A 24,172-nucleotide genomic window follows, 5' to 3' on the forward strand; every position below is an offset into this window, starting at 1 on the left:
CGCCGCCCCGGGCCCGGTTTTCGAAGGCGGACCGCTGTCGGGTCGTCAGACCGTCGGCGGCACGTGGGACGGGCGGCCGCGGCCGCGCGTGAGCGTGTACCCCGCGATGCCCGCGAGCGCGCCGAGCAGCCCGCCCGCGGCGGTCCAGATCCAGCGGTCGGACCACCAGCCCGCCGACCAGCCCGACGCCAGCGCCCGCTCCTCCTCACGGGCCGCCTTGCCGGCGGGCCCCAGCGGGGCGGCGAGCGCGCCGTCGACCGCGTACGCGCCGCCCGCGTCGGCCGAGACGGCCTCGACCTGCGTCGAGATCGGCTGGCCGAGGTCCTGCTCGGGCAGGGCGGTGACGGCCAGGCGCACGTAGTAGCTGCCCGGCAGCGGGTCGTTCGCCCAGGTGTCGGCCCAGGAACGGACCGGGCGCAGGGTGCACGCCAGCTCCACCGCGGCGACGTCCTTCGCCGCCGTCCGCTTCTGCATGCCGTACATGCAGGGCTGGCGGCGGCGCAGCCCGTCGTAGACGTCGATCTGCCAGGTCGACGCGCCGCTCCGGGCGGCGGACTCGGGCAGCTTGACCGTGGCCTTGACCGTGGTCCGCTGGCCGGCGTCGGCCGGGAACACCCAGTACAGGTAGTCACCGGTGGACGCCTCGGCGGTGGCCCGCTGACCCTGCTCGAACGCGGCGGCGGTACGGAAGGCAGTGCCGGCCTCCGTGGGGCCCGCGCTCTCGCCGGAGGCGCTCGCGTCGGGCGACGGGGTCGGAGTGTCCGCCAGGGCCGCCGGAGCGGCCGTGGCGAGGAGACCGGCGCCCGCGAGGAGCGCGGCGGTCAGAAGACGTACGGGACGTACGGTACGCATCAGTTCGTCCTCCAGACGGCGATCCGCCAGCGCGAGATCCAGCCCCACACCAGGCCGGCGAGCAGACCGGCGAGCGCGAGCACGCCGAGCAGCCACCAGCCCCGGCCGAGCCCGAACGAGGCCACGTCGGACGCCTCGTCCGGCGCGTCGACCAGGTCGACGGTCAGCTCGACCGGCATGCCGGGCGTCGTCTTCACGGACGGCGGGGCGGCGAAGGAGTTGGAGACCTCCAGGCAGACCGTCTCGGCGGCCGGCTTGGCCTCCGCGTCGTCCTCGTCCGGGTCGAAGTCGATGCCGTCGACCGGGGCCTTGGGGTAGCGCAGGCCCGTCGAGATCACGTCGGTCCGGCCGTGACCGGCCTCCGAGCCACGCACGATCTCCCGGCCCCGGGAGGTCAGGGCGCGCAGCATCACGCCGTAGTCGTTGTTCACGGCGCGGTCCGCGGAGACGGTCAACGAGGCGCGCAGCTCCTGACCGGGCAGCACGTCGACCCGGTACCAGCGGTGCTGGCCGAAGGACGCGCGGTCGCTGTACAGGCCCGCCTTGAGCTGAGGGGCGTCGGCGCACTGCCGGCCGCCCCGGGTCTCCACCGGCGTCACGACCGGGTCGGCCGCCCGGTCCACCAACTGCCGGACCCGGCCGGACAGCTCGTCGGTGTGCTCCACGCTGGTGTACGTGCCGCCGGTCGCCTCGGCGATGCAGGTCAGCTGCTGCCGGGTCTTCGCGTCGGGCACGAGACCGAGCGTGTCGATGACCAGGTGGATGCCCTTCGCGGCGATGTCGCGGGCGACCTCGCACGGGTCGAGCGGGGCGCAGGTGTCCTCGCCGTCGGTGATGAGCACGATCCGGCGGGTCGCGTCACCGCCCTTGAGGTCCTCCGCCGCGCCGAGCAGCGCGGGGCCGATCGGCGTCCAGCCGGTGGGCGCCAGCGTGGCGACGGCGGTCTTGGCCTCGGTCCGGTCCAGCGGACCGACCGGGTAGAGCTGCCGGGTGTCCTTGCAACCGCGCTTACGGTCGTCGCCGGAGTAGTCCGCGCCCAGCGTGCGGATGCCGAGCCGCACCTCGTCCGGCACGGCGTCCAGGACCTCGTTGAACGCCTGCTTCGCCGCGGCCATGCGCGACTGCCCGTCGATGTCGCGGGCCCGCATGGACCCGCTGACGTCCAGCACCAACTCCACCTTGGGGGCTTCCTTCGCGACCGGCTCGCCCGCGACCGCACCCACCGGGACCAGCCCGGCGCCCATGGCAGCGAGCAGGATGCACACCCTGGCCGCCCACCGTCTTTTCGTGATCATCGCCGGATCGTATTGATGATCGTCCGACAATCCAAAACGGGGTTGAGACGGGAGCGGGTTGAGTCTCCCGTAGGGGGAGACGGGAAGGTGGGGGCATGAACCGGAATGCTTACCTTTCCATCGGCGAACTGGCGCGGCATGCCGGGGTCACCGTCAAGACGGTTCGGCACTACTCCGACCTCGGGATCGTGCCGCCCGTCGACCGCAGCCCGGGCGGCTACCGCCGGTACCGGGCCGGCGACGTCGCGCGGCTCGAACTCGTCCGGACCCTGCGCGAGCTCGGCATCGATCTGCCCACGATCCGCGAGGTCGTGGAGCGGAGGGCCACGCTGTCCGAGGTCGCCGCGGCCCACGCCGCCGCGCTGGAGGCGCAGATCCGGACGTTGCGGCTGCGGCGCGCGGTGTTGACGGCGGTCGCCCGGCGCGGCTCCACTCAAGAGGAGACAGAACTCATGCACCGACTCGCCACGCTCACCGCGGACGAACGACGCCGACACGTCGCCGACTTCATCGACACCGTCTTCCCGCCGCCGGCCACCGCTCCCGAACTGGCAGCCGCCCGCCGCTCGATGACGCCCGAACTGCCCGACGATCCGCGCGAGGACCAGATCGAGGCCTGGCTCGAACTCGCCGAACTCGCCGAGGATCCCGACTTCCGGGCCGTCCTGCGCGCCCTGGCGGAGGATCACGCCGCCGACCGGTCCGCGACCCCGCTCAGCCCGCCCCGCCCCGACCTCGTCGTCACGGTCCGGGACCTCGCGGGCCGGGCACTGGCCGCGGGGATCGCACCGGATTCGGCGGAGGCGGAGCCGGTCGTCGCGCGGATCACCGCGGGGTACGGGGCTGCCACGGATCCGTGCGACGTCCGCGACCTCGCGACCCCGGCGTACGAGCCTGCCACCGACCCGTACCCCGCCCTGCTCGCCCGCCTCGAACGCGCTGCGGACCCGCGCAGGGAGCGGTACCTGTGCCTGCTGGCCGTCGTCAACGGCTGGCCCGCGCCCGAGAGCCCTGCCCCGGCCCTCGGCTGGGCCGTCGCGGCCCTGCGGGCCCGCGCGGCCGCCTGAGAGGGCCCTACGCGCTCGCCGTCGGCTCCGGCTCGTCCGTCCACGTCAGCGACTCGATGAGCCAGTCGCCGGCCGCCGTCGTGCCGAACTGCAGCACCTTCCGCCCCCACGCGGAGAACGGCTCGCCGTCCCGTACCCCGTACTTGAAGTACCGCGAGGTCCGCACCGCCCGCGCCCCGGCGACGATCGTCGTCGACCCGGCCTCCACCTCGCGGAACTCCGTCAGCGACGGGCCGTTCAGCAGCGCCACGCGAGGCGCGAGGAAGCCGTCCACGTCCGTCCGGTCCACCGTCCCGTCCTCGGCGACCCGCTCGATCACCGCCCCCTTCGCGAGGACCCGCCGTGCCGCGTCCAGGTCCACCGGCTCGCCCGCCAGGCGCGTGAAGGCCGCGAAGAACGCGCGGGTGGCCTCGTCGACCGCCCGCTCGCCCGCCGACGGCGGCGGGGTCGCGCGCCACTCCGAGGCGAGCACCGCGAACTGCTGGGAGTTGTTCCAGCGCTCCTTCTCGAAGCAGTCCTTGCGCCACACCCCCTCCAGCCGCATCCCGATGCGCCGCATCAGCGCGGCCGAAGGGGTGTTCTGCACATCGCAGATCCCGATCACCCGGTGCCATCCGAAACTGCCGAACGCGAGGTCGAGCCCCGCGGCGACCGCCTCCGTCGCGATGCCCGTCCCGTGCACGTCCGGGTGGAACGCGAAGCCGATCTCTCCGGTCAGCGGCTGGGCGTCACGCTTGAGCAGCACCTCGCCGACGACCCGCCCCGACGCGTCCTCGACGGCGAGGTCGAGCCAGTTCCCGGGCTCGGTCAGCGCCGCCCCGGCGATCACGCGCTCGAGCGTGTCGGCGGTCATGTCCCGCGTGTGCGGCTCGTGCGGGAGATACCGCGCGACCTCGGGCAGCGAGCGGTGCGCGTGGATGGCGTCGAGATCGTTGACGCGCACCGGACGCAGCGCCAGCCGCTCCGTGCGGAGCGGGTACGACGGGTGGACGGGGTCGGTCATCATGTCTCCTCGCGATCAGCGGTGTATGTCCGCCGGCCGGCCCAGTGGCGGAAGGGTGAACACACGGCCGAGGTCCGCATGGATCTGTTCGGCGGTCCGGCGCACCTCGGCGGGCACGTCCCCCCGCTCCTTGACGAGGCGGTAGTAGATCGGAGCACTGGATTCGAGCGTGTTCATGGTGTGAGCGCACTTCCTGGGGAGGGCGACCGGCCCTTGCCGGCCGGTCCGGAGGACCGCGAGTCTACGGGTCCGCACAGACAGCCCCTGAACTGGCTTGCGACGGAGAAGGGTTGTCGGGCCATACTGCCTGCCGTGATCACCGACGCCCAGTGGCTCCGGATCCGGCGCGGGCTGCGCCACGGGCAGCCGCTGACCGGCACGGTGGTGCGCGTCCCGAATCCGGGCGCGATCGGGATCTTCGTCGACGTGGGACTCGCCGTCGGCGGCTTCGTGGACGTTGTCCTCCTGCCCCGGACCGACGCGCGACGCTGGCCGGCCGTGGGAACGATCACGGAGTTCGAGGTGTGGGCGGCGGACGCGCGCAAACAGCTCCGCCTGAAGCCCGCCGACCCGGCCTTCCTGAGCGAGGACTTCGACGACTTCGTCACCCGCTTCCGCCCCGACTGGCCGGCGCGGATCGGTACGCCGCTGGTCCGCACGTACCCGTACACCGGGCCCGCCGACCTGGCGGACGGGACCGGGCCCGGCGGCCGGGGGTGCGCCGTCGCCTCGGCCGCAGACTTCGAGGCCTGGGCCGCGGGGCGCGCGCCGGGAGAGTGGGACGAGCCGTTCACGTACGTGGTCGGCACGGACGGGCTGCTGCGCCTGGCCCCGCGCCGCAGTGAGCATGTGGCGTGCGCCGGTGGGGCGTCCGTCCTCGCGGCGGGGGAGATGGCCTTCGGTCGTACGGGATCGGGCGGCGGGCGCTGGGCGGTCACGGAGGTGAGCAACCTGTCCACGGGCTACTGCCCTGACCTGTACTCCTGGCAGGCCGTCGGCGAGGCCCTGGACCGGGCGGGGTTCGAGCGGCGCGACCGGCCGGACGACTTCACGCACCCGATCGTGTTCCGGCGCTGCGTGTCCTGCCGGGAGCGCAATGTCGTGCGGGACGACTTCTTCGTGTGCGCCGTGTGCGGCGCGGACCTGCCGGCCGTCTGGAACGTGAACGACGGGGGCGACGCGGGCGAGGCGCGCACCGCCCTGTAGGCCCCCAACGCCCCGTATATCGGACACTGTTGGCCACCCAACGGACAAGTCATGGTCAAATTCTTGTTGCAGACCTGTCAAACAAGGTCGATAGGTGGCACGCTCCTGCCGCTGACCCATCCCCCACACATTCAGCGAAGGAGCCCGCGTTGACCCGCCAGCAGTCCTCGCAGCAGATCCCCACCGCCGCCCCGAAGCGTGCGCGAACCGCACGCGCCGCCGCCCTGATCGCCTCGGCCGCCATGGTCGTCGTCGGCATCCAGAGCGGATCGGCCACCGCCGGCACCACCGGCGCCACCGCGGCGAACCGTGAGGCAGCGGCCACCGCCGTGGCCCTGTCCGCCCCCGAGCGCACCGCCGCGCTCAAGGGCGCGCAGGCCGGCGCCGCCGCGACCGCGCGCGCGATCGGTCTCTCCGAGCAGGAGGCCCTCGTCGCCCGGGACGTCGTCAAGGACGCCGACGGCACCGTCCACACGCGCTACGAGCGCACGTACGAGGGCCTGCCCGTCCTCGGCGGCGACCTCGTCGTGCACCAGAAGAAGAACGGCGCCCGCTCCACCACCAAGGCGACCGGTGCCCGTATATCCGTCGCCGGCACCCAGGCCGCGGTGCCGGCCGCCACGGCGAAGAAGTCCGCGGTCGCCGCGTCCGAGGAGAAGAACGCCGCCGCGACCTCCGCCCGCAAGGTGATCTGGGCCGCCACCGGCAAGCCCGTCCTCGCCTGGGAGACCGTCGTCACGGGCGTCCAGGCCGACGGCACCCCGAGCGAGCGGCACGTCATCACGGACGCCGCCACCGGCAAGCAGCTGCACGCGTACGAGGCCATCGAGACGGGCTCCGGCACCAGCCAGTACAGCGGCGCCGTCACCCTCGACACCGCCCCCTCGTTCACGCTGACCGACACCGTGCGCGGCGGCCACAAGACGTACGACCTCAACGGCGGCACCAACGGCACCGGCACTCTCTTCACGGACGCCGACGACGTCTGGGGCGACGGCACGCCCACGAACCGTCAGACCGCCGGTGTCGACGCCCACTACGGCGCGGCCGTCACCTGGGACTTCTACAAGAACGAGCTCGGCCGCAACGGCATCCGCGGCGACGGCGCGGCCGCGTACTCGCGGGTCCACTACGGCAACGCGTACGTCAACGCCTTCTGGTCCGACCAGTGCTTCTGCATGACGTACGGCGACGGTGCGGGCAACGCCAAGCCGCTCACCTCCCTCGACGTGGCCGGCCACGAGATGACCCACGGCCTGACCGCCGCCACCGCCGGGCTGCGCTACAGCCGCGAGTCGGGCGGCCTGAACGAGGCCACCTCCGACATCCTCGGCACCTCGGTGGAGTTCTTCGCGGCGAACACCTCGGACGCCGGCGACTACCTGATCGGCGAGAAGATCGACATCCGCGGCAACGGCACCCCGCTGCGGTACATGGACAAGCCCAGCCGCGACGGCAGCTCCGCCGACTACTGGGACCGCAACGTCGGCCGCCTCGACGTCCACCACTCGTCGGGCCCGGCCAACCACTTCTTCTACCTGCTCTCCGAGGGCAGCGGCGCCAAGACGATCAACGGCGTCAGCTACGACTCCCCGACCTTCGACGGCTCCACCGTCACGGGCATCGGCCGGGTCAAGGCGTACAAGATCTGGTACAAGGCCCTCTCCACGTACATGACCTCGTCCACCGACTACAAGGGCGCCCGCACGGCGACCCTCCAGGCGGCGAGCGACCTGTACGGCGCGACCAGCGCGGAGTACACGGCGGTCGCGACGGCCTGGAAGGCCATCAACGTGAAGTAACCCGTGGGTCCGCTGAACCGGCAGGGCCGCGCTGGAGCGAGCGCGGCCCTGCCTCATGCCCGGGTCCCGGACGGCCGCCCGGCCCTCTGCCCTGCCCCACCGCGTGCCGGGGGAGGATCCTGGCCGCCACGTATGATCCGGGCCGACGGGGAGGAGTCGGAGATGGCGGGTCAGCAGGGGCGACGCAGGTATGCGGGGCGGAAGAGGAAGCGGAGCGAGAGCGGCGAGGAGGGGTGCTGCGCCGGGGTGATGGACAGTTGCGCGGCGAGCGGCCCCTGCTGTTCGATCTTCGCGCTGACCGCGCTGTTCACGGCGCTGGTGCGGCCGGCCCGGGCGACCGCGCGGCACGACGCCGACCCGGCGGCGCCGCGGCCCGCAGGGCGGGTGGCGGGGGCGCTCTACGGCGCCGTGCGGCACTACCGCACCGAGGTGAGCCCGGCGCTGCCGGCGTGCTGCCCCTACACGCCCACCTGTTCCACGTACGCCGTGCAGGCCCTGCACCGGCACGGCGCGCGCCGAGGCGCGCGACTGGTCGTCGCGCGCCTGCTGCGCTGCCGGCCGGGTGCGGCCCGCCGGCGAGGGTTCCGGGACCCCGTCCCGGAGTAGCCGCTCAGGAGCGCGACCCGGCGGGACGCTCGCGCAGCAGCAGGCCGGCGGTGAGGGCGACCAGCGCGGCGGTCAGGCCGTGGATGCCGAACGCCGCTGCCGCCGGGCCGCCGTTGCTCAGCACGATCGTCATGTCGCCGGCCGGCACGAAGGCGAGCGCCAGCATCGCCCAGCCCAGGCCCTTGCGCTGACCGGTCAGCAGGAGCGCGAAGATCACCAGGCCGCTCGCGACGTCGCGTACGCCCTTGATCGCGAAGAAGGCCGTGCCCTCGTCCACGGGCCAGGTCGGCACGCCGAACCCGCTGACGACGGACTCCGGCGCGATCAGGTAGCTGAGGCCGATGTACAGGATGAAGGCGCCGCCGAGCGCGGCCAGCCAGGTGGTGACGCGCTTCACGACGGCACCGCTCTCACGTCGGGCGGCGGTCGGGGCGGAGAAGGTCTCGTGGCGAAGAGTCGAGTTCATGGGAAGAAGACTGGCCCGGCCCTCCTGGAACCCACTTGGCGATCACTCGGCGCGACTTGGAGACGACTTGGAAGCCACCGCCGTACCCTTGTGGCGCGTGAAGGTGTGCATACGTGTGCTCGGTCCCTTCGGGGCCGACCGGGACGGCGTTCCCATCCCGCTCGGCGGCCGGCGGCAGCGCGCCGTCCTCGCGCTGCTCGCGGCGGAGGGCGGCCGGGTCGTCTCCGTCGACCGGATGATCGAGGAGATCTGGCAAGGAGCGCCGCCCGCACGGGCGTTGACGTCCCTCCAGGCGTACGTGTCCAACCTCCGCCGCCTCCTCGAACCCGACCGCGCCCCGCGCACCCCCGCCACCCTGCTCGTCAGCGCCCCGCCCGGCTACGCCCTGCGGCTCCCCGACGACGCGGTCGACGCCCGGCGGTTCGAGCGCCTGCTGCACGACGCCCGCGCGGGCGCCGTCGCCCCGGACGCCGCACTCCACTCGCTCGCCGAGGCGCTCGCCCTGTGGCAGGGCCCCGCCTACGCGGAGTTCGCCGACGAGACCTGGGCCGCCCCCGAAATCGCCCGCCTCCACGAACTGCGCCTCGTAGCCCGCGAGTCCCACGTCGCGGCCGCGCTGCGCACGGGGGACGTCGCCGCGGCCGTACCGGACGCCGAACTCCTCACCCGCGACGAGCCGTTGCGCGAGGAGGCCTGGCGCCTGCACGCCCTCGCCCTCTGGGCAGGAGGCCGCCAGGCCGACGCCCTGACCACCCTGCGCGCGGCGCGCGCCTACCTCGCGGAGGAAGTCGGCCTTGACCCGGGCCCGGCCCTGACCGACCTGGAAGCGGCGATCCTTGCCGGCCGCACGGAACTCCTCCGCGCGGCGACCCGCGTTGCGGAAGGGCGGGGGGAACGCCGCGCGGAGGGGCTGGAGGAACGGTTCGTGGTGGGGCCGCAGGAGCGACTCGCGCGAGGGGCGGAGGAACGGCTTGCGGGCGAGCCGGAGGAGCAGCCCGGCGTAGGACCGCAGGCACGGCCGGCCGAACAGCCCGTGGCGCGGCAGACGCCACGCCCGGCCGACACCCGGACCCCTCCGCCGGCAGCCCCTCTTGCCCCGGTCGGCGGCTTTGCCGCGGCCGCCGGCCCTGCCTCGGTCCTTGCCCCCGCCGCCCTTGCCCTTTCAGCCACTCCCACCCCCGACCCCCTCTTCGTAGGCCGTGACGTGGAGTTGGGGCTGCTCCTCGAGGTCGCTCGGCGCGCGGCCGTCGCTGGGCCCGCTGTCGCGCTCGTGACCGGCGAGGCCGGGCTTGGGAAGTCCGCGCTGTTGGAGCGGCTCGCCGCTCGGCTGGAGGCGGACGGATGGCTGGTCGCCGTCGGGCGGGCCACCGACGCCGAGGGCGCGCCGCCCGCGTGGCCGTGGGTCGAGATGCTCCGTACCGTCGCCGCCGCCGTGCCGCCCTCGCCCGCGACGGCCCGGATCCTCGCCCCGCTCCTCGCCGACGACGCCCGTACCGGGGAAGCGGAACGGGACGTGGATGCCGGGCGGTTCCGGCTCCACCGCGAGATCTGGCAGTGGCTCGCCGAGGCCGCCCGCGCGCGCCCCCTCGCCGTACTCCTCGACGACCTGCACTGGGCCGACGCCGAGACCCTCGCGGTCCTCGGCGGGTTCGCCGACCTGCCCCCGGGCTCCCGGCTGCTCCTCGTCACCGCCCACCGGCCGCACGAGACCGACGGCAGGCTCGCCGACCGGCTCGCCGTGCTCGCCCGGCACGCGCCGCTCCGGCTGCCGCTGCCCGGACTGCCGGAGGCCGCCGTCGCCGCGGTCGTCGAGGCGGCCGGGGTGCCGTCCGTCGACGCCGAGACTGTCGCCGCGCTCACCGAGCGCACCGGCGGCAACCCCTTCTACGTCCGCGAGACCGCCCGCCTGCTGGCCGGCGAGGGCGCGCTCGTCGCGCTCTCCGAGGTCCCCGAAGGCGTACGGGACGTATTGCGTCGCCGACTCGCCCGACTGCCCGAGAGCGCGGTGTCCGTGCTGCGGCTGGCCGCAGTCGCCGGCCGCGAGACCTCCGTCGACCTGCTCGTCGCCTCCGGCGACTCCGACGAGGACGACGTGCTCGCCGCCCTCGAAGCGGGCATTCTCGCCGGGCTGCTGACCGAACCCGCTCCGGAACAGGTGCGGTTCGCCCACGCGCTGGTACGGGACACCCTCCTCGCCGACCTGAGCGGACTGCGCGCCGCCCGGCTGCACGGCAGGATCGCGGCGAGCCTGGAGAAGCTGACGCCCGGCGACGTGTCCGCGCTCGCCCACCACTTCGCGCGCGCCGCCGGATCCGCGACCGCCGCCAAGGCCGTGCACTACTGTCTGCGCGCCGCCGAACTCGCCGAAGCGCGCTACGCCCACGACACGGCGGCCGAACTCCTCACCACCGCCCGCGACTGCTTCGACCGCATCCCCGCGTCCGACCGCATCCCCGTGCTCGACGGGTCCGCTGCGGTCGACGGGGTCCCTGAGCTCGCTCGGTCTGCCGTACTCGACCGGATCCCCGCGCCGGACCCGTCCGTCGGGCCCGACAGGTCCGTCGCGCCCGCCCCGACCGCTGCGGCGACACCCGGCTACGCCACCGCTGCCGCCGATCGAGACGCCGAACGCATCGCCCTCCTCGGTCGCCTGCTCCGTGCGCAAGTGCGCGCAGGGGCCGTCATGGCGGCCCGCGCCACCCAACAGCAGGCGATCGAGCACGCCGCCGGCACCGGGCGGGAGGACCTGCTCGTGCGGGCGCTCACCGCCTGGTCCGAGCCGACCCCGTGGCAGACGCGGCCGTACGGGGTCGTCGACGAACCCCTCGTCGCGCTGCTCCGCCGCGCCCTGGCCTTCCCCGGGCTCGCCCCCGCCGACCGCTGCGGGCTGCTCCTGGCGCTCTGCGCCGAGCGCTCCGACCTGAGCGACCCGGACGTCCGGGCGGCGGCCGCCGAGGCGCTGGACCTGGCCGACGACGTCGGCCTGCGGGCGCGCGCGCTCGCGGCGCTCGTGCGCGAGAGCGATGCGGAACGGGACCCCCGCGCGCTCGCGGAGCACTCCGCGCAGCTCGTCGAACTGGCCGCCGCCCACGACCTGCCGGCCTTCCGCTGGTACGGCTCGTTCGTCCAGGCGACGGTGGCGGCCGTCGAGGGCGACGTCGAGGGCGCGTACCGCCGGCTCGACGCCGCTGCGGATCTCGCCCGTGCGTACCGGATGCCCGGACCGCTCGTGGTCGGCGAGACCGCCCGGGCCACGCGCGCCGCGGTCGAGGGGCGCTGGGCCGATGCCGAGCGGCGCTACGCCGAGGCCACAGACCTGATGGCTCGTCAGGGCTCCCCGCACGCTGAGGGCTTCCATCAGGTCGCCGTGGCCACCGTCCGCTTCACCCAGGGACGGCTCGGCGACTTCCTGCCGCAGGCCCGGCGGCTCGCCGACGCGTACGGGCCGATGACGGCCGACGTGCTCGCGGCCGCGCTGTGCGCGGCGGGGGAGCTCGATGAGGCCCGCGCGCTCCTGGAGCGGGCCGCCCCGCTGCGCCCGGACTACTTCTTCAAGGTCTTCGCGACCTTCCGCGCCGCGACGGTCGTCGCGCTCGCCGACCGGCCCCGCGCCGAAGAGCTGTACGCCGCACTCCTCCCGTACCGGGACGCGGCGCCGCCCTCCGCCGGCTTCAGCGTGGCGATCCCGCCCGTCGCCCGCACCCTCGCCGACCTCGCCCGACTCCTCGGCCGCACGGACGAGGCCGCCACGCACGCGCGGCGCGCCGCGGAGATCGAGGCGCTTTGGCGCGGCGGGACGCCGAAGGTCGACCGCGAAGCCTGACGCCCAGCGCCCTTCCGCCGATACCCTACTTGCCGGTAAGTTCGTACGGAGGCATGGCGAGAAGGGGAGTCGGGCTATGGAGCGGCAGTGGAGCCTGGAGGAGAGCACCGTCGTGGACGCGCCGCCGGAGACCGTCTACCGGCTCGTGTCGGATCTGCGGAACATGGGGCGATGGAGCCCCGAGTGCCGGTCCGTCTGGGTGGCGCGGCCGCCGGCCAAGGCCGGGATGCGGTTCGTCGGGTTCAACCGGCGCGGGCCGTTCCTCTGGTTTACGGTCGGACGGGTGACGCAGGCCCGCCAGGACCGTGAATTCACCTTCGACGTCGGCGTCTTCGGGCTGCCGATCGCCCGCTGGGGCTACCGCTTCGAGCCGGAGGGCACCGGGACCCGGGTCACCGAGTTCTGGCAGGACCTGCGGATCGGCGGCGGCGCCGCCAAGGTCGCCGACGCCCTCGGGACGGTCTTCGCCGGGTCGAACCCGGCCCGCCGGATCGCGCTCAACCGGGCCGGGATGCGCACCACCCTCGCCCGCATCGCGCGGAGCGCCGAGTCCGCCGTGGCTGCCGAGGCCCGGAGCTGAGCCCCGGGCCGAGCCGAGGAGCAAGAGCGGCCCTCACTCCGTCGCGGGCGACGACTTGCGCAGCGCGGTGATGCAGGTCGCGATGGCCTGCTGCAGCGCCTCCAGACGCTGGACCATGTCGTCCTCGTAGATCGCGTCGACTTCCGCCGCGTCGTCGAACGTCAGCTCCTCGAAGACCTTCGTGGCCTTCTGCAGGCTGCTGTAGAACTTCGTCCGCCGCTCCTGGACCCGGAGTTCGGGGTCCTCCTCGACGGCCCGCACGACCAGACCCTTGACCGCCTGGTACGCCTCACCGGCCCACTCGCCGGCCTGCTCCGAGTCGTCGAGCTCGTCGATCAGCGACAGGTGCCGCTCCGCCTCCGCGCGCAACTCCGCGGGGGCGTCCACCGTCTGCCCGGCGGGCGTGCGGATCTGGCCGTTCTCGACGATCTGGCGGACGTACCCGATCCGGTCCGCCGCCTTGTTCTCCTCCGCCACCGCCTTCTTCAGGACGTCGGTGCGAGCGATGGCGCGGGCCATCTCGGTCTGCAGCGCCGAGTCCTCCTTCATCCGGTCGAGGAGGGCCGTGCGGGCGGCCTCGGCGGTGCCCGGGTCGGCGAGGATCGCCGCCCGCAGGGCCGTCGGGTTCTCCGCGACCTCAAGGGCCTTCGTCGGCCGGATGCCCTCCGCCTCGGCGGCGGCCGTGATCGCATGGCCGCGCACGGACGAGGCGCTGGAGCGGGAGGCGTAGTACGACAGCCAGACGTCGGCGTCCGGGAGCTCGACGTCCTCGCCGGGCGTCAGCGCCTCGAACTGCGGCACCAGACCGTCGTCGGCGGCCGTGTCCCAGGCCTTGTAGTAGCGCATCACGCGCTCGGCCGAGCAGCCGGCCAGCTCGCCGAACGCCTTCGCCGAGACCTTGGGGGAGTCCGCGGCGGACTGCCCGCCCGGCCGCACGCTGCGCGCCACCTTGAGCGCGAACGCCCAGCCGCCGGTCCGGGCGTAGATCCCGAACTCCCGGGCGTCGCGCACGATGACCTCGGGCACGGGCCGAGCGGCCGGCTCCACCCACTCTTCGGACGGGGACGGGACTGCGGTGGTCTCGGACGGGTCGAGCGCGACGGTCACCGATGACTCTCCAGGAAGCGAGGAAGATCGAGGAAGATCGAGGAAGATCGAGGAAGATCGAGGAAGGGAAACGAATCTGCTTCGACACCCTATACACACCTCTTGGTGTGAATGATCCGAATCCCGGGCACGCCGCGCCCGTACACCGCACCCCCACGCCCCCCCGAATTCTCCGCCGCACGACTCTGGGAACCTCCGCCCTCCGCCGCTACCCTCCGCGCATGATTTCCACGGTGGTGTGGGGAACGGGCAATGTCGGCCGCGCCGCGATCCGGGCCGTCGCGGCCCATCCGGCGCTCCGGCTCGATGCCGTACTGGTGCACAGCCGCGCCAAGGTGGGCCGGGACGCGGCCGAACTCGCCGGTCTCGACGGCAAACTGGGCGTCGAGGCCACCGACGACGTGGCCGCCGTGCTGGCCGGCCGGCCGCGCGCCGTGGTCTACGCCGCCTCCGGCGACCTGCGGCCCGACGAGGCCCTGGCCGACGTCGTACGGGCGATCCGGCACGGCGCGGTGGTCGTGACGCCCGCGCTGTACCCGCTGTACGACCCCCGCAGCGCCCCGGCGGAGTGGCGGGACCCGGTCGAGGCGGCTGTCGCGGAGGGCGGCGGATCGCTGTTCGTCTCGGGCGTCGACCCCGGCTGGGGCAACGACGTGCTGCCGCTGCTGATCAGCGGGCTCGGCACGACCGTCGACGCGATCCGCTGCCAGGAGATCTTCGACTACTCCACGTACGAGCAGGAGGAGTCCGTCCGCGATCTCATCGGCATGGGGCACCCCATGGAGTACGAGCCCCCGATGCTCCTGCCCTCCGTGCCGACCATGGTCTGGGGCGGGCAGATCCGGCTGATGGCCCGCGCGCTCGGCGTCGAGCTCGACGAGATCCGCGAGACGCTGCTGCGCCGCCCGCTGGACACCACGGTGACCACTCGCACCATGGGCACGTTCGAGGCCGGCACGCAGGGCGCGGTCCGCTTCGAGGTGCAGGGCGTCGTCGCGGGCGAGCCCCGCATCGTCATCGAGCACATCACCCGCATCCACCCGTCCTGCGCCCCCGACTGGCCCGCGCCGCCCAACGGGGACGGGGCGCATCGCGTGATCATCGAGGGCCGGCCGCGCATCGAGGTGACCGTCGAGGCCGTCGACGAGGGCGCGAACCGCTCCGCGGGCGGCAATGCCACCGCCGTCGGCCGGCTGGTCGGCGCGCTGGACTGGCTCGCCGACGCCCCGCCCGGGCTGTACGACGCCCTGGACGTCCCGCTCCGCCCCGCCGTCGGCACACTGGGAAGGAAGCAGCAGTCATGAACATCGACATCCCCGAGGGCAAGGACCCCATCCTGTACGTCTGGGGCGAGATGGTCCCCGGCATCGGCCTGGCCGCGTCGAACTTCTCGCTCTCCGTCTACGAGCACACCACCCTGGGGCTGCGCGAGTTCGAGGCCGCCCGGCTGCGCATCGCGCAGATCAACGGTTGCGCGTTCTGCCTGGACTGGCGCACCGAACGGGACGGGGAGAAGGTCGAGGAGGAGTTCGCCGAGGCGGTGACGGACTGGCGCACGACCGACGCCTTCGACCAGCGGACCCGGCTCGCCGCCGAGTACGCCGAGCGGTACGCGCTCGACCACCACGCTCTCGACGAGGAGTTCTGGGCCCGGATGACCGGGCAGTACAGCCAGACCGAGATCGTGGAGCTGACCATGAGCATCGGTTCCTGGCTGGCGTTCGGCCGGCTCAACCACGTCCTCGGCCTCGACACCGTGTGCGTACTGCCCGGGCATTGACCGCCTGTCACAGATCGGCGGCGACGATGTGCTCGATGTTCCGTTCAGCGAGGGCCGTGATGGTCACGAACGGGTTCACGCTGGTGTTGCCGGGGATCAGCGCGCCGTCGATCACGTACAGGCCCGGATGGCCGTGCAGCCGACCGTAGTTGTCGGTGGCCCGGTTCAGCACCGCGCCGCCGAGCGGGTGGTATGTCAGGTGGTCGCCCCAGATCTTGTACGCGCCGAACAGGTCGGTGCGGTAGATCGTGCCCTCCTTCGCGTTGATCTTGTCGAAGATGGTCTTGGCCGCGTCGATGGACGTCTGCTTCCACGCGGTCTGCCAGCTCAGCTCCACGCGGTTCGCCGCCGCGTTCCAGGAGAACTGCGCGCGGCTCGGGTTCTTGGTGATCGACAGGTAGAACGAGGCGTAGGTCTCGATCCCCGTCGGCAGGGGCGCGACCTCGGCGAACGCGCCGCCGGCGGCCCAGTTGTCGATGCCGGCGGTGGGCATGGACGACTGGAGCTTGCCGGTCGGGTCCCACATGTGGTTGGCGCGGCCGCACATCACGTTGCCGTTGTCGCCCCAGCCCTTGCCGATCTCGTCGTTGAGCCCCGGCAGCGCGCCGGTGGCCTTCAGGCGGGTCAGCAGCTTGCTGGTGCCGACGCTGCCCGCGGCGAAGAAGACCCGGTCCGCGGTCACCGTCTTGGTCGCCGTGACGCCCCCGCCGGTGTCGAGCTGGTCGATCAGGACGGTGTACCCGCCGCCGGCCGCCGGGGTGACCGTGGTGACCTTGTGCAGCGGTGAGATCGTGACCCGGCCGGTGGCGCGGGCCTGGGCCAGGTAGGTCTTCTGGAGCGTCTTCTTGCCGTGGTTGTTGCCGTACAGGACTTCGCCCGCCAGCGCCGAGCGCGGCACGGCGCCGGCCGCCTCCTGCTTCATGTACTCCCAGTCGTACACGTTGGGCACGAAGACGAACGGGAAGCCGGACCGCTGGGCGTGCTTGCGGCCCACGCGGGCGTACTGGTAGCAGTCCGCGCTCTCCCACCACGCGGGGTCGACGGCCCAGACGCCGAGACCGGCGTTGGCGCGCGGGTAGTAGACGCCGTACATCTCGTCGGCGTTCACGGACGGGAGGATCGCCGCGAAGTTCTCGCGCCGCGGCGTGACCGCCATGCCGCCGTTGACGAGTGAGCCGCCGCCGACGCCGCGGCCCTGGTAGACGGTGATGCCGGCGAACTCCTCGGCGTCCAGGATCCCGGTGTAGCAGGGGATGTCCTTGTCGAGGGGGAAGCCGAGGAACTGGCTGAGCGGCTGTTTCGTGCGGGTGCGCAGCCAGAAGGACCGGTGGTCGGGACGGGTCGTGTTGGCGAAGATGTTCCCGTCCGAACCGGGGGTGTCCCAGGCCATGCCCATCTCGACCATGTGGACGTCGACGCCGGCCCGCGCGAGGCGCAGCGCGGCGACGGAGCCGCCGTACCCGGTGCCGATCACCAGTACGGGGACGCGGTCGCCGGACGCGAGCGCCGGGGCCGCGGCTTGGCCGGCCTGCGCGGCTTGTGCGGTCGTCGGGACGAGGGGACCGGTCAGCGCTGCCGCGCCGAGAATAGAACCTGTTCCAGTGATGATTTTTCGTCGTGAGACGCCCTGAGATTGCTCGTTGTGCAAGGTGGAGTCACGCATGTGACCTTCCTCACGCTCGACCGAATGGGAGCTTGTTCTACTGGCGTGAGCATGCGAAGTCACGACAAACCGCCCGGTAACTTATGGCGGAATCCTGGCGGTCGTCACCAGGCCAGGCTCTCCAGCGCGTCCAGATCCGGCACCGGCCCCTCCGGCCCCCCGTTCCCGCCGCCCAGCTCCATCTCGGCCCAGATCACCTTGCCGCGCTCCGTGTACCGCGTCCCCCACCGCTCGGCGAGCTGCGCCACCAGGAACAGCCCGCGCCCGCCCTCGTCGGTCGTCGCCGCGTACCGCAGGTGCGGCGAGGTGCTGGAGCTGTCCGAGACCTCGATGATCAGACCCCGGTCGCGCAGCAGCCGCACCCGGATCGGCTCCCCGCCGTACCGGATCGCATTCGTGACCAGCTCGCTCAGGATCAGTTCCGTCGTGAACACGATGGCGTCAAGACCCCACGCGGCCAACTGCGCCGACGCCGCCTGGCGGACCCGTCCCACGGCCGCCGGATCCGCCGGCACGTCCCACCGCGCGATCCGCCCGGCCTCCAGCAGCCGGGTCTCCGCGACCAGCAGCGCGATGTCGTCGCTCGGCGACGGCAGCAACAGCGCCGCGAGCACGTCCGCGCAGGTCTGCTCGGGCGTGCGGGCCGGACTCGCCAGGGCGTCCTCCAGCAGCCGCAGACCGGTCTCGAAGTCCCGGCCCCGGTCCTCCAGGAGACCGTCCGTGAACAGCACGAGCCGGCTCGCCTCCGGCAGCGACAGCTCCACCGACTCGAACGGCACCCCGCCGATGCCCACACCCAGCGGCAGCCCCGCCGGCACCTCGGGGAACTCGACCCGGCCGTCCGGATGCACCAGCGCCGGGCCCGGATGCCCCGCACTCGCCATCGTGCAGCGCCCGTCGGTCGGGTCGTAGACCGCGTACAGGCAGGTCGCGCCGGTGATCCCGGCCCGAGAGCCGGCGCCGGGCTCGCCGTCCTCGTCCGTCTCGACGGCCTGGTCGATCCGGTCGATCCGGTCGATCAGCTCGTCGAGGTGGCCGAGCAGCTCGTCCGGCGGCAGGTCGAGCGTCGAGAAGTTCAGCACCGCGGTGCGCAGCCGCCCCATCGTCGCCGCCGCGTGCACGCCGTGCCCCACCACGTCCCCGACGACCAGCGCCACCCGCGCGCCGGGCAGCGGGATCACGTCGAACCAGTCACCGCCCACGCCCGCCTCCGCCGGCAGATACCGCGAGGCGACCGAGACCGCGTTCTGCTCCGGCAGCGCCCGCGGCAGCAGGCTGCGCTGGAGCGCCACCGCCATCGTGTGCTCTCGGGTGAACCGGCGGGCGTTGTCGATCGAGACCGCCGCCCGGGCCGCCAGCTCCTCCGCGAACGACAGGTCCTCCTCGCCGTACGGCTCCGGTGCGTCCGCCCGCCAGAAGTTCGCCATGCCCAGGACCACACCACGGGCCTGCAGCGGCGTGGTGATCAGCGAGTGAAGACCGTACGTGAGCGCCTGCGCCGCGCCCTCCGGATCCTGCGCGCGCCAGCCGTCCGCCGTGGGCAGATCCGCCACCAGGACCGCCCGCCCGCTGTCGAGCGCCACCGCCATCGGCGTCGTCGGCACCACGAACCGGATCACGTCGCCCACCGGCTGCAGCGGATTCTCCGCCCGGATCCCGGACAGGGCCGCCCGCCGCATCTCCGTGTACGCGCCCGAGGGTTCCTCGCCGCGCAGCACCGGATCCAGGAGCTCCACCGTGACGAAGTCCGCGAAGCGCGGCACCGCCACCTCCGCCAGCTCCTCCGCCGTCCGCGCCACGTCCAGCGTGGTGCCGACGCGCACGCCCGCTTCGTACAGCAGATGCAGCCGGCGGCCCGCGACCTCCGCCCGCCCGGACAGCGCCGCCAGCTCCGTCGAGTCGCGCAGCGTCATCACCGTGCCGGTCTGGCGGCCGCTGAGTCCCGGGGTCGGGCGCACGTTCACCGCGAGCATCCGGTCGCCGGACAGGTGCACCTCGTCCGTCGCGGGCCGCCCCGAGGCCAGCAGCGCCGCCGTCCGCGGATCCAGGCCGAGCTCGGTGACATGCCGCTGCTCCGCGTCCGGCGGCAGGTCGAGCAGCCGGCGCGCCTCGTCGTTGGCGAGCATCAGGCGACGGTCCGGCCCGATGATGAGGACGCCCTCGCGCACCGCGTGCAGCACCGCCTCGTGGTGCTCGTTGATCCGGGCCAACTCGTCCGGCGCCAGGCCGCGGGTCTGCCGCCGGAGTCTTCGGCTCACCAGGAACGCCCCGCCGATGGCCAGCAGCAGCGTGCCCACACCGGCGCTGATGATCAACGGCAGCTGGCCCTCCACGACGTCGGAGATGTTCTGCAGCTCGATCCCGGTGCCGACGAGCCCGATCACCACGCCGTGGGTGTCCCGGACGGGCACGATGGCCCGCACCCCGTCCGCGGGCGCGCCCTTGTACAGCTCGGTGAACGACTCGCCGCCGGCCGCGCGCTGGATGTCCCCGGTGGCGCGCTTGCCGATCAGCTCAGGACGGGCGTCGGTGTAGCGGACCCCGTCCGGCGTCATCACCGTGATGAAGTCCAGGCCCGAGGCCGTCCGTGAGGCCTCGGAGAGCGGCTGCAGCACCGCCGTCGGATTCGGGGACTTCAGCGCCGCCTCTATGCCGGGGGCGTGCGCGAGCGTCTCGGCGGCGGCCAGGCTGCGGTTCCGCGCGTCGCGCTCACTGTCGTACCGCGCCTGCAGGACCAGCGCCACGACCGCCGCCGTGCTCAGCAGCAGCACGATCACCGCCGTCAGCACGAACACCTGACCGGCGACGCTGCGCAGCAGCCGGGGGCCCTTGGGCCGCTCTCCCCGCATGATCATGCGGCTCCACCCCCGGTCGGACGGCTCCGGGCCACCAGCAGGGCGACGTCGTCCGGGTCCTCCGGGTGTCGCATCGCCTCGAGCAGCAGGTCGCAGGTCTCCTCCAGCGGGCGGCGCGGGTCGTCGAGCAGCGCCACCAGCGCGGCGATCCGTTCGTCGAGCGGATCGTGCCGGGTCTCGACCAGGCCGTCCGTGTACAGCACCAGCTGGTCCCCGATGCCGAACGGGACCCGGGTCGTCTGGAACGCGACCCCGCCCACCCCGAGCGGGACCCCCGTCGGCAGGTCCACGAGCACCGCCGGGCCGCCCGCCGCGGGCACGAGCACGGGCGGCAGATGGCCCGCGTTGGCCACCAGGCACTCGCCGAGCCGCGGATCGTAGACCGCGTACAGGCAGGTCGCGATGTAGTGCTCCAGGCCCTCCGTGATCCGGTCCAGGTGCCGCAGCACCTCCGCCGGATCGAGGTCCAGGTCCGCGAACGCGCAGGTCGCGGTCCGCAGCCGGCCCATGGTCGCGGCGGCGTCGATGCCGCTGCCCATCACGTCGCCCACGACCAGCGCGGTCTTGTCGCCGGACAGCGGGATGACGTCGTACCAGTCGCCGCCGACCTCGCTGGACGCCTGCGCGGGCATGTAGCGGGCGGAGACCTCGAGCCCGGCGGCGTTCGCCGGCCGCCCGGGCAGCAGGCTGCGCTGCAGCGTCACGGCGGAGTTGCGCACGCTCTGGTACCAGCGGGCGTTGTCGATGCTGACGGCCGCCCGCGCGGCCAGCTCGCCGGCCAGCAGCACGTCGTCGTCGTCGAACGGCAGCGGGTTGTCGCTCCGCTTGAGGTCGAGCGCCCCGAGCACCTCGCCGCGGGCGATCAGCGGCACGGCGAGATACGAATGCACGCCCGCGCGCCGCAACAACTCGGCGGCCTCCGGGCTGCGCGCGATCCGCGTCAGGTCGTCCGGCCCCACGTGCGACACCAGCACCGGCAGCCCGGTGTGCACGCACTGCGTGACGAGGCGGTCCGCGCCGTACATGGCGGGGCGGCCCGTCGGGTCCGCGGCTTCCAGGGCCTCCGAACGCCCCTCGCCCTTCACCGCCAGAGCCCGGAACAGCTCGGGGCCGCGGTCCGGAGCGCCGGGACGACGCAGCGACAGCACGGAGTCCAGCACGTCCACCGCCGCGACGTCGGCGAGCTCCGGAACCGTGACATCGGCCAGCTCACGCGCCGTCCGGTCCACCTCCAGCGTCGTGCCCACCCGGGCGGAGGCGTCCGCGATCAGCGCCAGCCGCCGCCGGCTCCGCTCCGCCGCCAGGGACGCCCGATGTCGCTCGGTCACGTCGACGACTGAGCCGGCCACCCCGAGGATCTCCCCGTTCGCTCCCTCCAGCCGGTAGAACGACACCGCCCACGTGTGCTCCTCGTCCGGGCGGGCGGCCGTCCGGCCGACCGTGTACTGGTCGACGACCGGGACACCGCTCTCCAGGACCTGCCGCAGCACGGCCTCCAGCGTCGCGCTGTCGACCTTCGGCAGCACGTCGTGGATCCGGCGGCCGATGTGCTCGTCGGCAGGAATCCCGTTCATGCGCTCCAGCGCGGGGTTGACCAGCACGTACCGCAGTTCGGTGTCCAGCATCGCCATCCCCACCGGCGACTGGGCGACCAGCTGCTCGGACAGCGCGAGATCGTTCTCGACCTTGGTGACGGTGCGGTGGTCGGCGGCGATGCCCAGCGCGTACACGTCGCCGAGATCGTCCTGGAGCCGCATGTTGCGGAACTCCACCAGCCGCTCCTCGCCGCTCTTGGTCCGGACGGGGAAGGCGCCGGCCCAGCTCTCGCCGCTGGTCAGGACCCGGGCGAACAACTGGACCACCCGCTCCACATGCTCCTCGGCCACCAGCAGCCGCGCGGCGGACTGGCCCAGCGCCTCGGCGGCGCTGTAGCCGAACAGCTCGTCGGCCTGCGGGCTCCAGAAGACGATCCGCCCGTTCAGGTCCAGCACCACGGCCGCGACCCCGAGAACGTCAAGCAGCCCCCGAGGCCCCGACGGCACGCCCGGCCAGCCCTCCTCCTCCGTCGCCCGGAAGGACTCGGCCGTCACGTCACTCCCTCCGCCCGCCGACGCCTGTACTACCTCCATGCTGCGCCTGCCCCGGGCACCCGCGCAGCCCGTGGCCGCCGGGCGGCCCCTGGGGTCCGTCCCCGGCGTCCGCGAAAGGGAGACCGCCGAGCAGCGCGTCGGTGACCGTGGTCGAGTGAACCGTGGGCCGGGCGGCGGCGCGGTGATCCGCGGCGGCAGGGACGGCCCCGGAGCAGGATCCCGCCCGTGCCGGCGGGGTACGCGTCGGGACGACGTCACCTGTGCGGACCAGCGGACGGAGGCAACGCGATGACCCTCGGATGGCGCTACACCACCCACCCCGGACTGGGGGTGCTCTCCCTGGCCGGCCACCTGGGCGCGGACGCGGTCGCCCAGTTCACCGGGGCCGTCGGCTGGGCGCTGGCCCGGGGGAGCGGCCCGGTGATCCTGGATCTGACCGAGCTGCGCGGCTGGTCGGTCCGCGGTCGGCTGGCGGTCGGCGAGGCGGCCCGGCGGCTCGCCGCCGAGGGGCGGCCCCTCGAACTCGCGGCGATCCCCGCCGACGGCTCGCTCGTCCCCGACGCCGGCGGCCCGCCCATGACCGTCCACTGCGACCTCACCACCGCCCTGGCCGCGCATCGGGGCTGCGGCGAGGAGCAGCGGGAGTGGCGCAGCGACGACTGGCCGGAGTGACGACTGGCCGGAGCGACCTGCTTCTGGACGCTACTTCTGGGCGTTCTGCCCCACGTAGAACAGCAGCCACACGAACCCCGCGAAGGCGTGCGTGGCGAAGACGTACACGAAGACGCGCAGCATCACGCCGCGCTCCTTCCACCGCTCCACGTCCTTCTGCGGTTCGGCCTCCTGCTCCGCCATGCCCTGTTCCTCGCTCATGATCGGCTCTTCCGGGTGTCTTGCGTGCGCAGCTCGGCCAGCAGCTCCTGCTGCCCCGCGAGCAGGTCGGACAGGATCCGCCGGGCCGCGGCGAGCAGCTCGGCGACGTCCCCGCCGGCCAGCTCGTACACCACCGTGGAACTCTCGCGGGTCGCCGTCACGATGCCCGAACGGCGCAGGACGGCCAACTGCTGCGAGAGGTTCGACGGCTCGATCTCGATCGCCGCGAGCAGCTCGCGGACGGGCAGGGGCCCGTCCTGGAGCAGTTCGAGGACCCGGATGCGCACCGGGTGTCCGAGCATGCGGAAGAACTCCGCCTTGGCCTGGTACAGCGGAACCGGCAGTGCCTTCACGCCTCGCCCACCTCTTGCTCGGGCGCGCCCGCGTCCCCCGACCGCTCCGTGCCGTCCGTGTCGATGCCGTGCTTGCGCGCCAGACGCAGGGCGTCTTCCAACTCGTCCTCGGCCATCGCCGCGTCGTACGCGTCCCCGGCGGCCTGCGCGGCCTCCAGCCGGGCGCGTGCCGTGCGGACACGCTCCAGTACCGCTTCGGCGAACGTGCTCACGTCACCCTCCCTGCACCTGACGAATTGAAGAACTCTTCAATTCTAGGGGGCGGGGCCGACCGCGCCGCCCCTCGGTCAGCCGTTCGGGAAATCCGCGACACGGGTGGACCTGGGCGACTCGACGACACCCCCGGGGTCATTGGGGCGTTGGGGTTGCCGAGACGCCGTGCAGTGACGGTTCTGCAGTTGCGGCGTCAGCGATCGGCAACGCGAGGAACGGCACGGGGAGTGGCAGACGTGGGGACACCGGAGCACGGGCCCAGGACATCGCACGGCCCGGTGGGCAGGGACGAATCGCACAGCCTCGTGGGCAGGGAGAAATCGCACAGCCTCGTGGGCAGGGAGAAGGAGACGGTCGCGCTGCGCCGGCTCCTGGAACGGCATCGCGTGGTCACGGTGGCCGGCCCCGTCGGCATCGGCAAGAGCCGGCTCGCCGCGACCGTACGCGCCGGCCGTGCCCGCGTACCGGGGCGGCGCATCGTCCTCGTCCGCTGGCGCGGCACCCGCCCCGGCGCGCCCGGCGCGCTCGCGGCGGCCGT

General features: G+C 73.5%; 21 protein-coding genes and 1 pseudogene. 10 read left to right on the plus strand and 12 right to left on the minus strand.

The window, feature by feature from the left end; translation table 11 throughout:
• Positions 1-45: 45 nt before the first annotated feature.
• Positions 46-852, minus strand: a complete 807-nt coding sequence (locus VIU94_RS25380) for a hypothetical protein (protein ID WP_331914464.1) — start codon at positions 850-852, stop codon at positions 46-48.
• Positions 852-2,147 (minus strand): VWA domain-containing protein, encoded by a 1,296-nt coding sequence (locus VIU94_RS25385; RefSeq protein ID WP_331914466.1) that lies wholly within the window; start codon positions 2,145-2,147, stop codon positions 852-854. The genes VIU94_RS25380 and VIU94_RS25385 overlap by 1 nt, the downstream gene beginning before the upstream one ends.
• A 95-nt stretch (positions 2,148-2,242) precedes the next feature.
• On the opposite strand from VIU94_RS25385, the gene VIU94_RS25390 reads away from it, so the two are divergent.
• Positions 2,243-3,214 (plus strand): MerR family transcriptional regulator, encoded by a 972-nt coding sequence (locus VIU94_RS25390; RefSeq protein ID WP_331914468.1) that lies wholly within the window; start codon positions 2,243-2,245, stop codon positions 3,212-3,214.
• 7 nt (positions 3,215-3,221) lie between these two features.
• Here the strand turns inward: VIU94_RS25390 and VIU94_RS25395 are convergent, their stop codons facing one another.
• Both VIU94_RS25395 and VIU94_RS25400 read right to left on the minus strand, forming a co-directional pair.
• On the minus strand, positions 3,222-4,217 hold the full coding sequence (locus VIU94_RS25395) for a GNAT family N-acetyltransferase (RefSeq protein WP_331914470.1): 996 nt from the start codon (positions 4,215-4,217) through the stop codon (positions 3,222-3,224).
• Between the two features lie 15 nt (positions 4,218-4,232).
• Positions 4,233-4,394, minus strand: coding sequence for a hypothetical protein (locus VIU94_RS25400; protein ID WP_331914472.1), 162 nt, complete (start codon positions 4,392-4,394; stop codon positions 4,233-4,235).
• Between the two features lie 135 nt (positions 4,395-4,529).
• Here VIU94_RS25400 and VIU94_RS25405 point away from each other — a divergent pair, with 135 nt between their 5' ends.
• The 3 genes from VIU94_RS25405 (at position 4,530) to yidD (ending at position 7,831) form a co-directional block, all read left to right on the plus strand.
• Entirely contained in the window at positions 4,530-5,423 is an 894-nt protein-coding gene (locus tag VIU94_RS25405) for a hypothetical protein (RefSeq protein WP_331914474.1), read from the plus strand.
• A gap of 242 nt (positions 5,424-5,665) precedes the next feature.
• Positions 5,666-7,225: a M4 family metallopeptidase gene (locus tag VIU94_RS25410; RefSeq protein ID WP_331914506.1), complete on the plus strand. Its 1,560-nt coding sequence runs from the start codon at positions 5,666-5,668 to the stop codon at positions 7,223-7,225.
• A 162-nt stretch (positions 7,226-7,387) separates the two neighbouring features.
• Entirely contained in the window at positions 7,388-7,831 is a 444-nt protein-coding gene (yidD, locus tag VIU94_RS25415; RefSeq protein WP_331914476.1) for a membrane protein insertion efficiency factor YidD, read from the plus strand.
• Positions 7,832-7,835: 4 nt separating this feature from the next.
• Here yidD and VIU94_RS25420 read toward each other — a convergent pair whose 3' ends face one another.
• Positions 7,836-8,297, minus strand: coding sequence for a DUF4267 domain-containing protein (locus VIU94_RS25420; RefSeq protein WP_331914478.1), 462 nt, complete (start codon positions 8,295-8,297; stop codon positions 7,836-7,838).
• 115 nt (positions 8,298-8,412) lie between these two features.
• Here VIU94_RS25420 and VIU94_RS25425 point away from each other — a divergent pair, with 115 nt between their 5' ends.
• Entirely contained in the window at positions 8,413-12,120 is a 3,708-nt protein-coding gene (locus VIU94_RS25425; protein ID WP_331914480.1) for an ATP-binding protein, read from the plus strand.
• 76 nt (positions 12,121-12,196) lie between these two features.
• A complete protein-coding gene (locus VIU94_RS25430) occupies positions 12,197-12,700 on the plus strand; it encodes an SRPBCC family protein (RefSeq protein WP_331914482.1) in 504 nt (167 codons plus the stop codon).
• Positions 12,701-12,733: 33 nt separating this feature from the next.
• Here the strand turns inward: VIU94_RS25430 and VIU94_RS25435 are convergent, their stop codons facing one another.
• Positions 12,734-13,807, minus strand: coding sequence for a hypothetical protein (locus VIU94_RS25435; RefSeq protein ID WP_331914484.1), 1,074 nt, complete (start codon positions 13,805-13,807; stop codon positions 12,734-12,736).
• Between the two features lie 221 nt (positions 13,808-14,028).
• On the opposite strand from VIU94_RS25435, the gene VIU94_RS25440 reads away from it, so the two are divergent.
• Both VIU94_RS25440 and VIU94_RS25445 read left to right on the plus strand, forming a co-directional pair.
• Positions 14,029-15,111, plus strand: coding sequence for an NAD(P)H-dependent amine dehydrogenase family protein (locus VIU94_RS25440; protein ID WP_331914486.1), 1,083 nt, complete (start codon positions 14,029-14,031; stop codon positions 15,109-15,111).
• Entirely contained in the window at positions 15,108-15,587 is a 480-nt protein-coding gene (locus VIU94_RS25445) for a carboxymuconolactone decarboxylase family protein (protein WP_331914488.1), read from the plus strand. The genes VIU94_RS25440 and VIU94_RS25445 overlap by 4 nt, the downstream gene beginning before the upstream one ends.
• Before the next feature lie 7 nt (positions 15,588-15,594).
• On the opposite strand, the gene VIU94_RS25450 is transcribed toward VIU94_RS25445, so the two are convergent.
• The 3 genes from VIU94_RS25450 to VIU94_RS25460 form a co-directional block, all read right to left on the minus strand.
• Positions 15,595-17,250 (minus strand): GMC oxidoreductase, encoded by a 1,656-nt coding sequence (locus VIU94_RS25450; RefSeq protein WP_331914490.1) that lies wholly within the window; start codon positions 17,248-17,250, stop codon positions 15,595-15,597.
• 104 nt (positions 17,251-17,354) lie between these two features.
• Positions 17,355-20,099 carry a SpoIIE family protein phosphatase gene (locus VIU94_RS25455; protein WP_524540643.1) on the minus strand — a complete coding sequence of 915 codons (2,745 nt, stop codon included), beginning with the start codon at positions 20,097-20,099 and terminating at the stop codon, positions 17,355-17,357.
• Positions 20,100-20,101: 2 nt separating this feature from the next.
• On the minus strand, positions 20,102-22,195 hold the full coding sequence (locus VIU94_RS25460; protein ID WP_331914494.1) for a SpoIIE family protein phosphatase: 2,094 nt from the start codon (positions 22,193-22,195) through the stop codon (positions 20,102-20,104).
• A 288-nt stretch (positions 22,196-22,483) separates the two neighbouring features.
• Between VIU94_RS25460 and VIU94_RS25465 the strand changes: the two genes are divergently transcribed.
• On the plus strand, positions 22,484-22,867 hold the full coding sequence (locus tag VIU94_RS25465) for an STAS domain-containing protein (RefSeq protein ID WP_331914496.1): 384 nt from the start codon (positions 22,484-22,486) through the stop codon (positions 22,865-22,867).
• 30 nt (positions 22,868-22,897) lie between these two features.
• Here VIU94_RS25465 and VIU94_RS25470 read toward each other — a convergent pair whose 3' ends face one another.
• From VIU94_RS25470 to VIU94_RS25480, 3 genes are read right to left on the minus strand one after another with little or no spacing between them, the layout of a single operon-like run.
• The gene (locus tag VIU94_RS25470) at positions 22,898-23,068 is read right to left on the minus strand and encodes a DUF6126 family protein (RefSeq protein WP_414721012.1); all 171 of its coding nucleotides are present in this window, start codon (positions 23,066-23,068) and stop codon (positions 22,898-22,900) included.
• Complete coding sequence (locus VIU94_RS25475) at positions 23,065-23,412, minus strand: ArsR/SmtB family transcription factor (protein ID WP_331914510.1); 348 nt, start codon at positions 23,410-23,412, stop codon at positions 23,065-23,067. The genes VIU94_RS25470 and VIU94_RS25475 overlap by 4 nt, the downstream gene beginning before the upstream one ends.
• A 5-nt stretch (positions 23,413-23,417) precedes the next feature.
• On the minus strand, positions 23,418-23,633 hold the full coding sequence (locus VIU94_RS25480) for a hypothetical protein (protein WP_331914498.1): 216 nt from the start codon (positions 23,631-23,633) through the stop codon (positions 23,418-23,420).
• A gap of 333 nt (positions 23,634-23,966) precedes the next feature.
• On the opposite strand from VIU94_RS25480, the pseudogene VIU94_RS25485 reads away from it, so the two are divergent.
• Positions 23,967-24,172 (plus strand): annotated as a pseudogene (locus VIU94_RS25485) (hypothetical protein); the annotation flags it as partial.

The sequence above is a fragment of the Streptomyces sp. genome (assembly GCF_036566765.1).
Classification (GTDB): Bacteria; Actinomycetota; Actinomycetes; order Streptomycetales; family Streptomycetaceae; genus Streptomyces.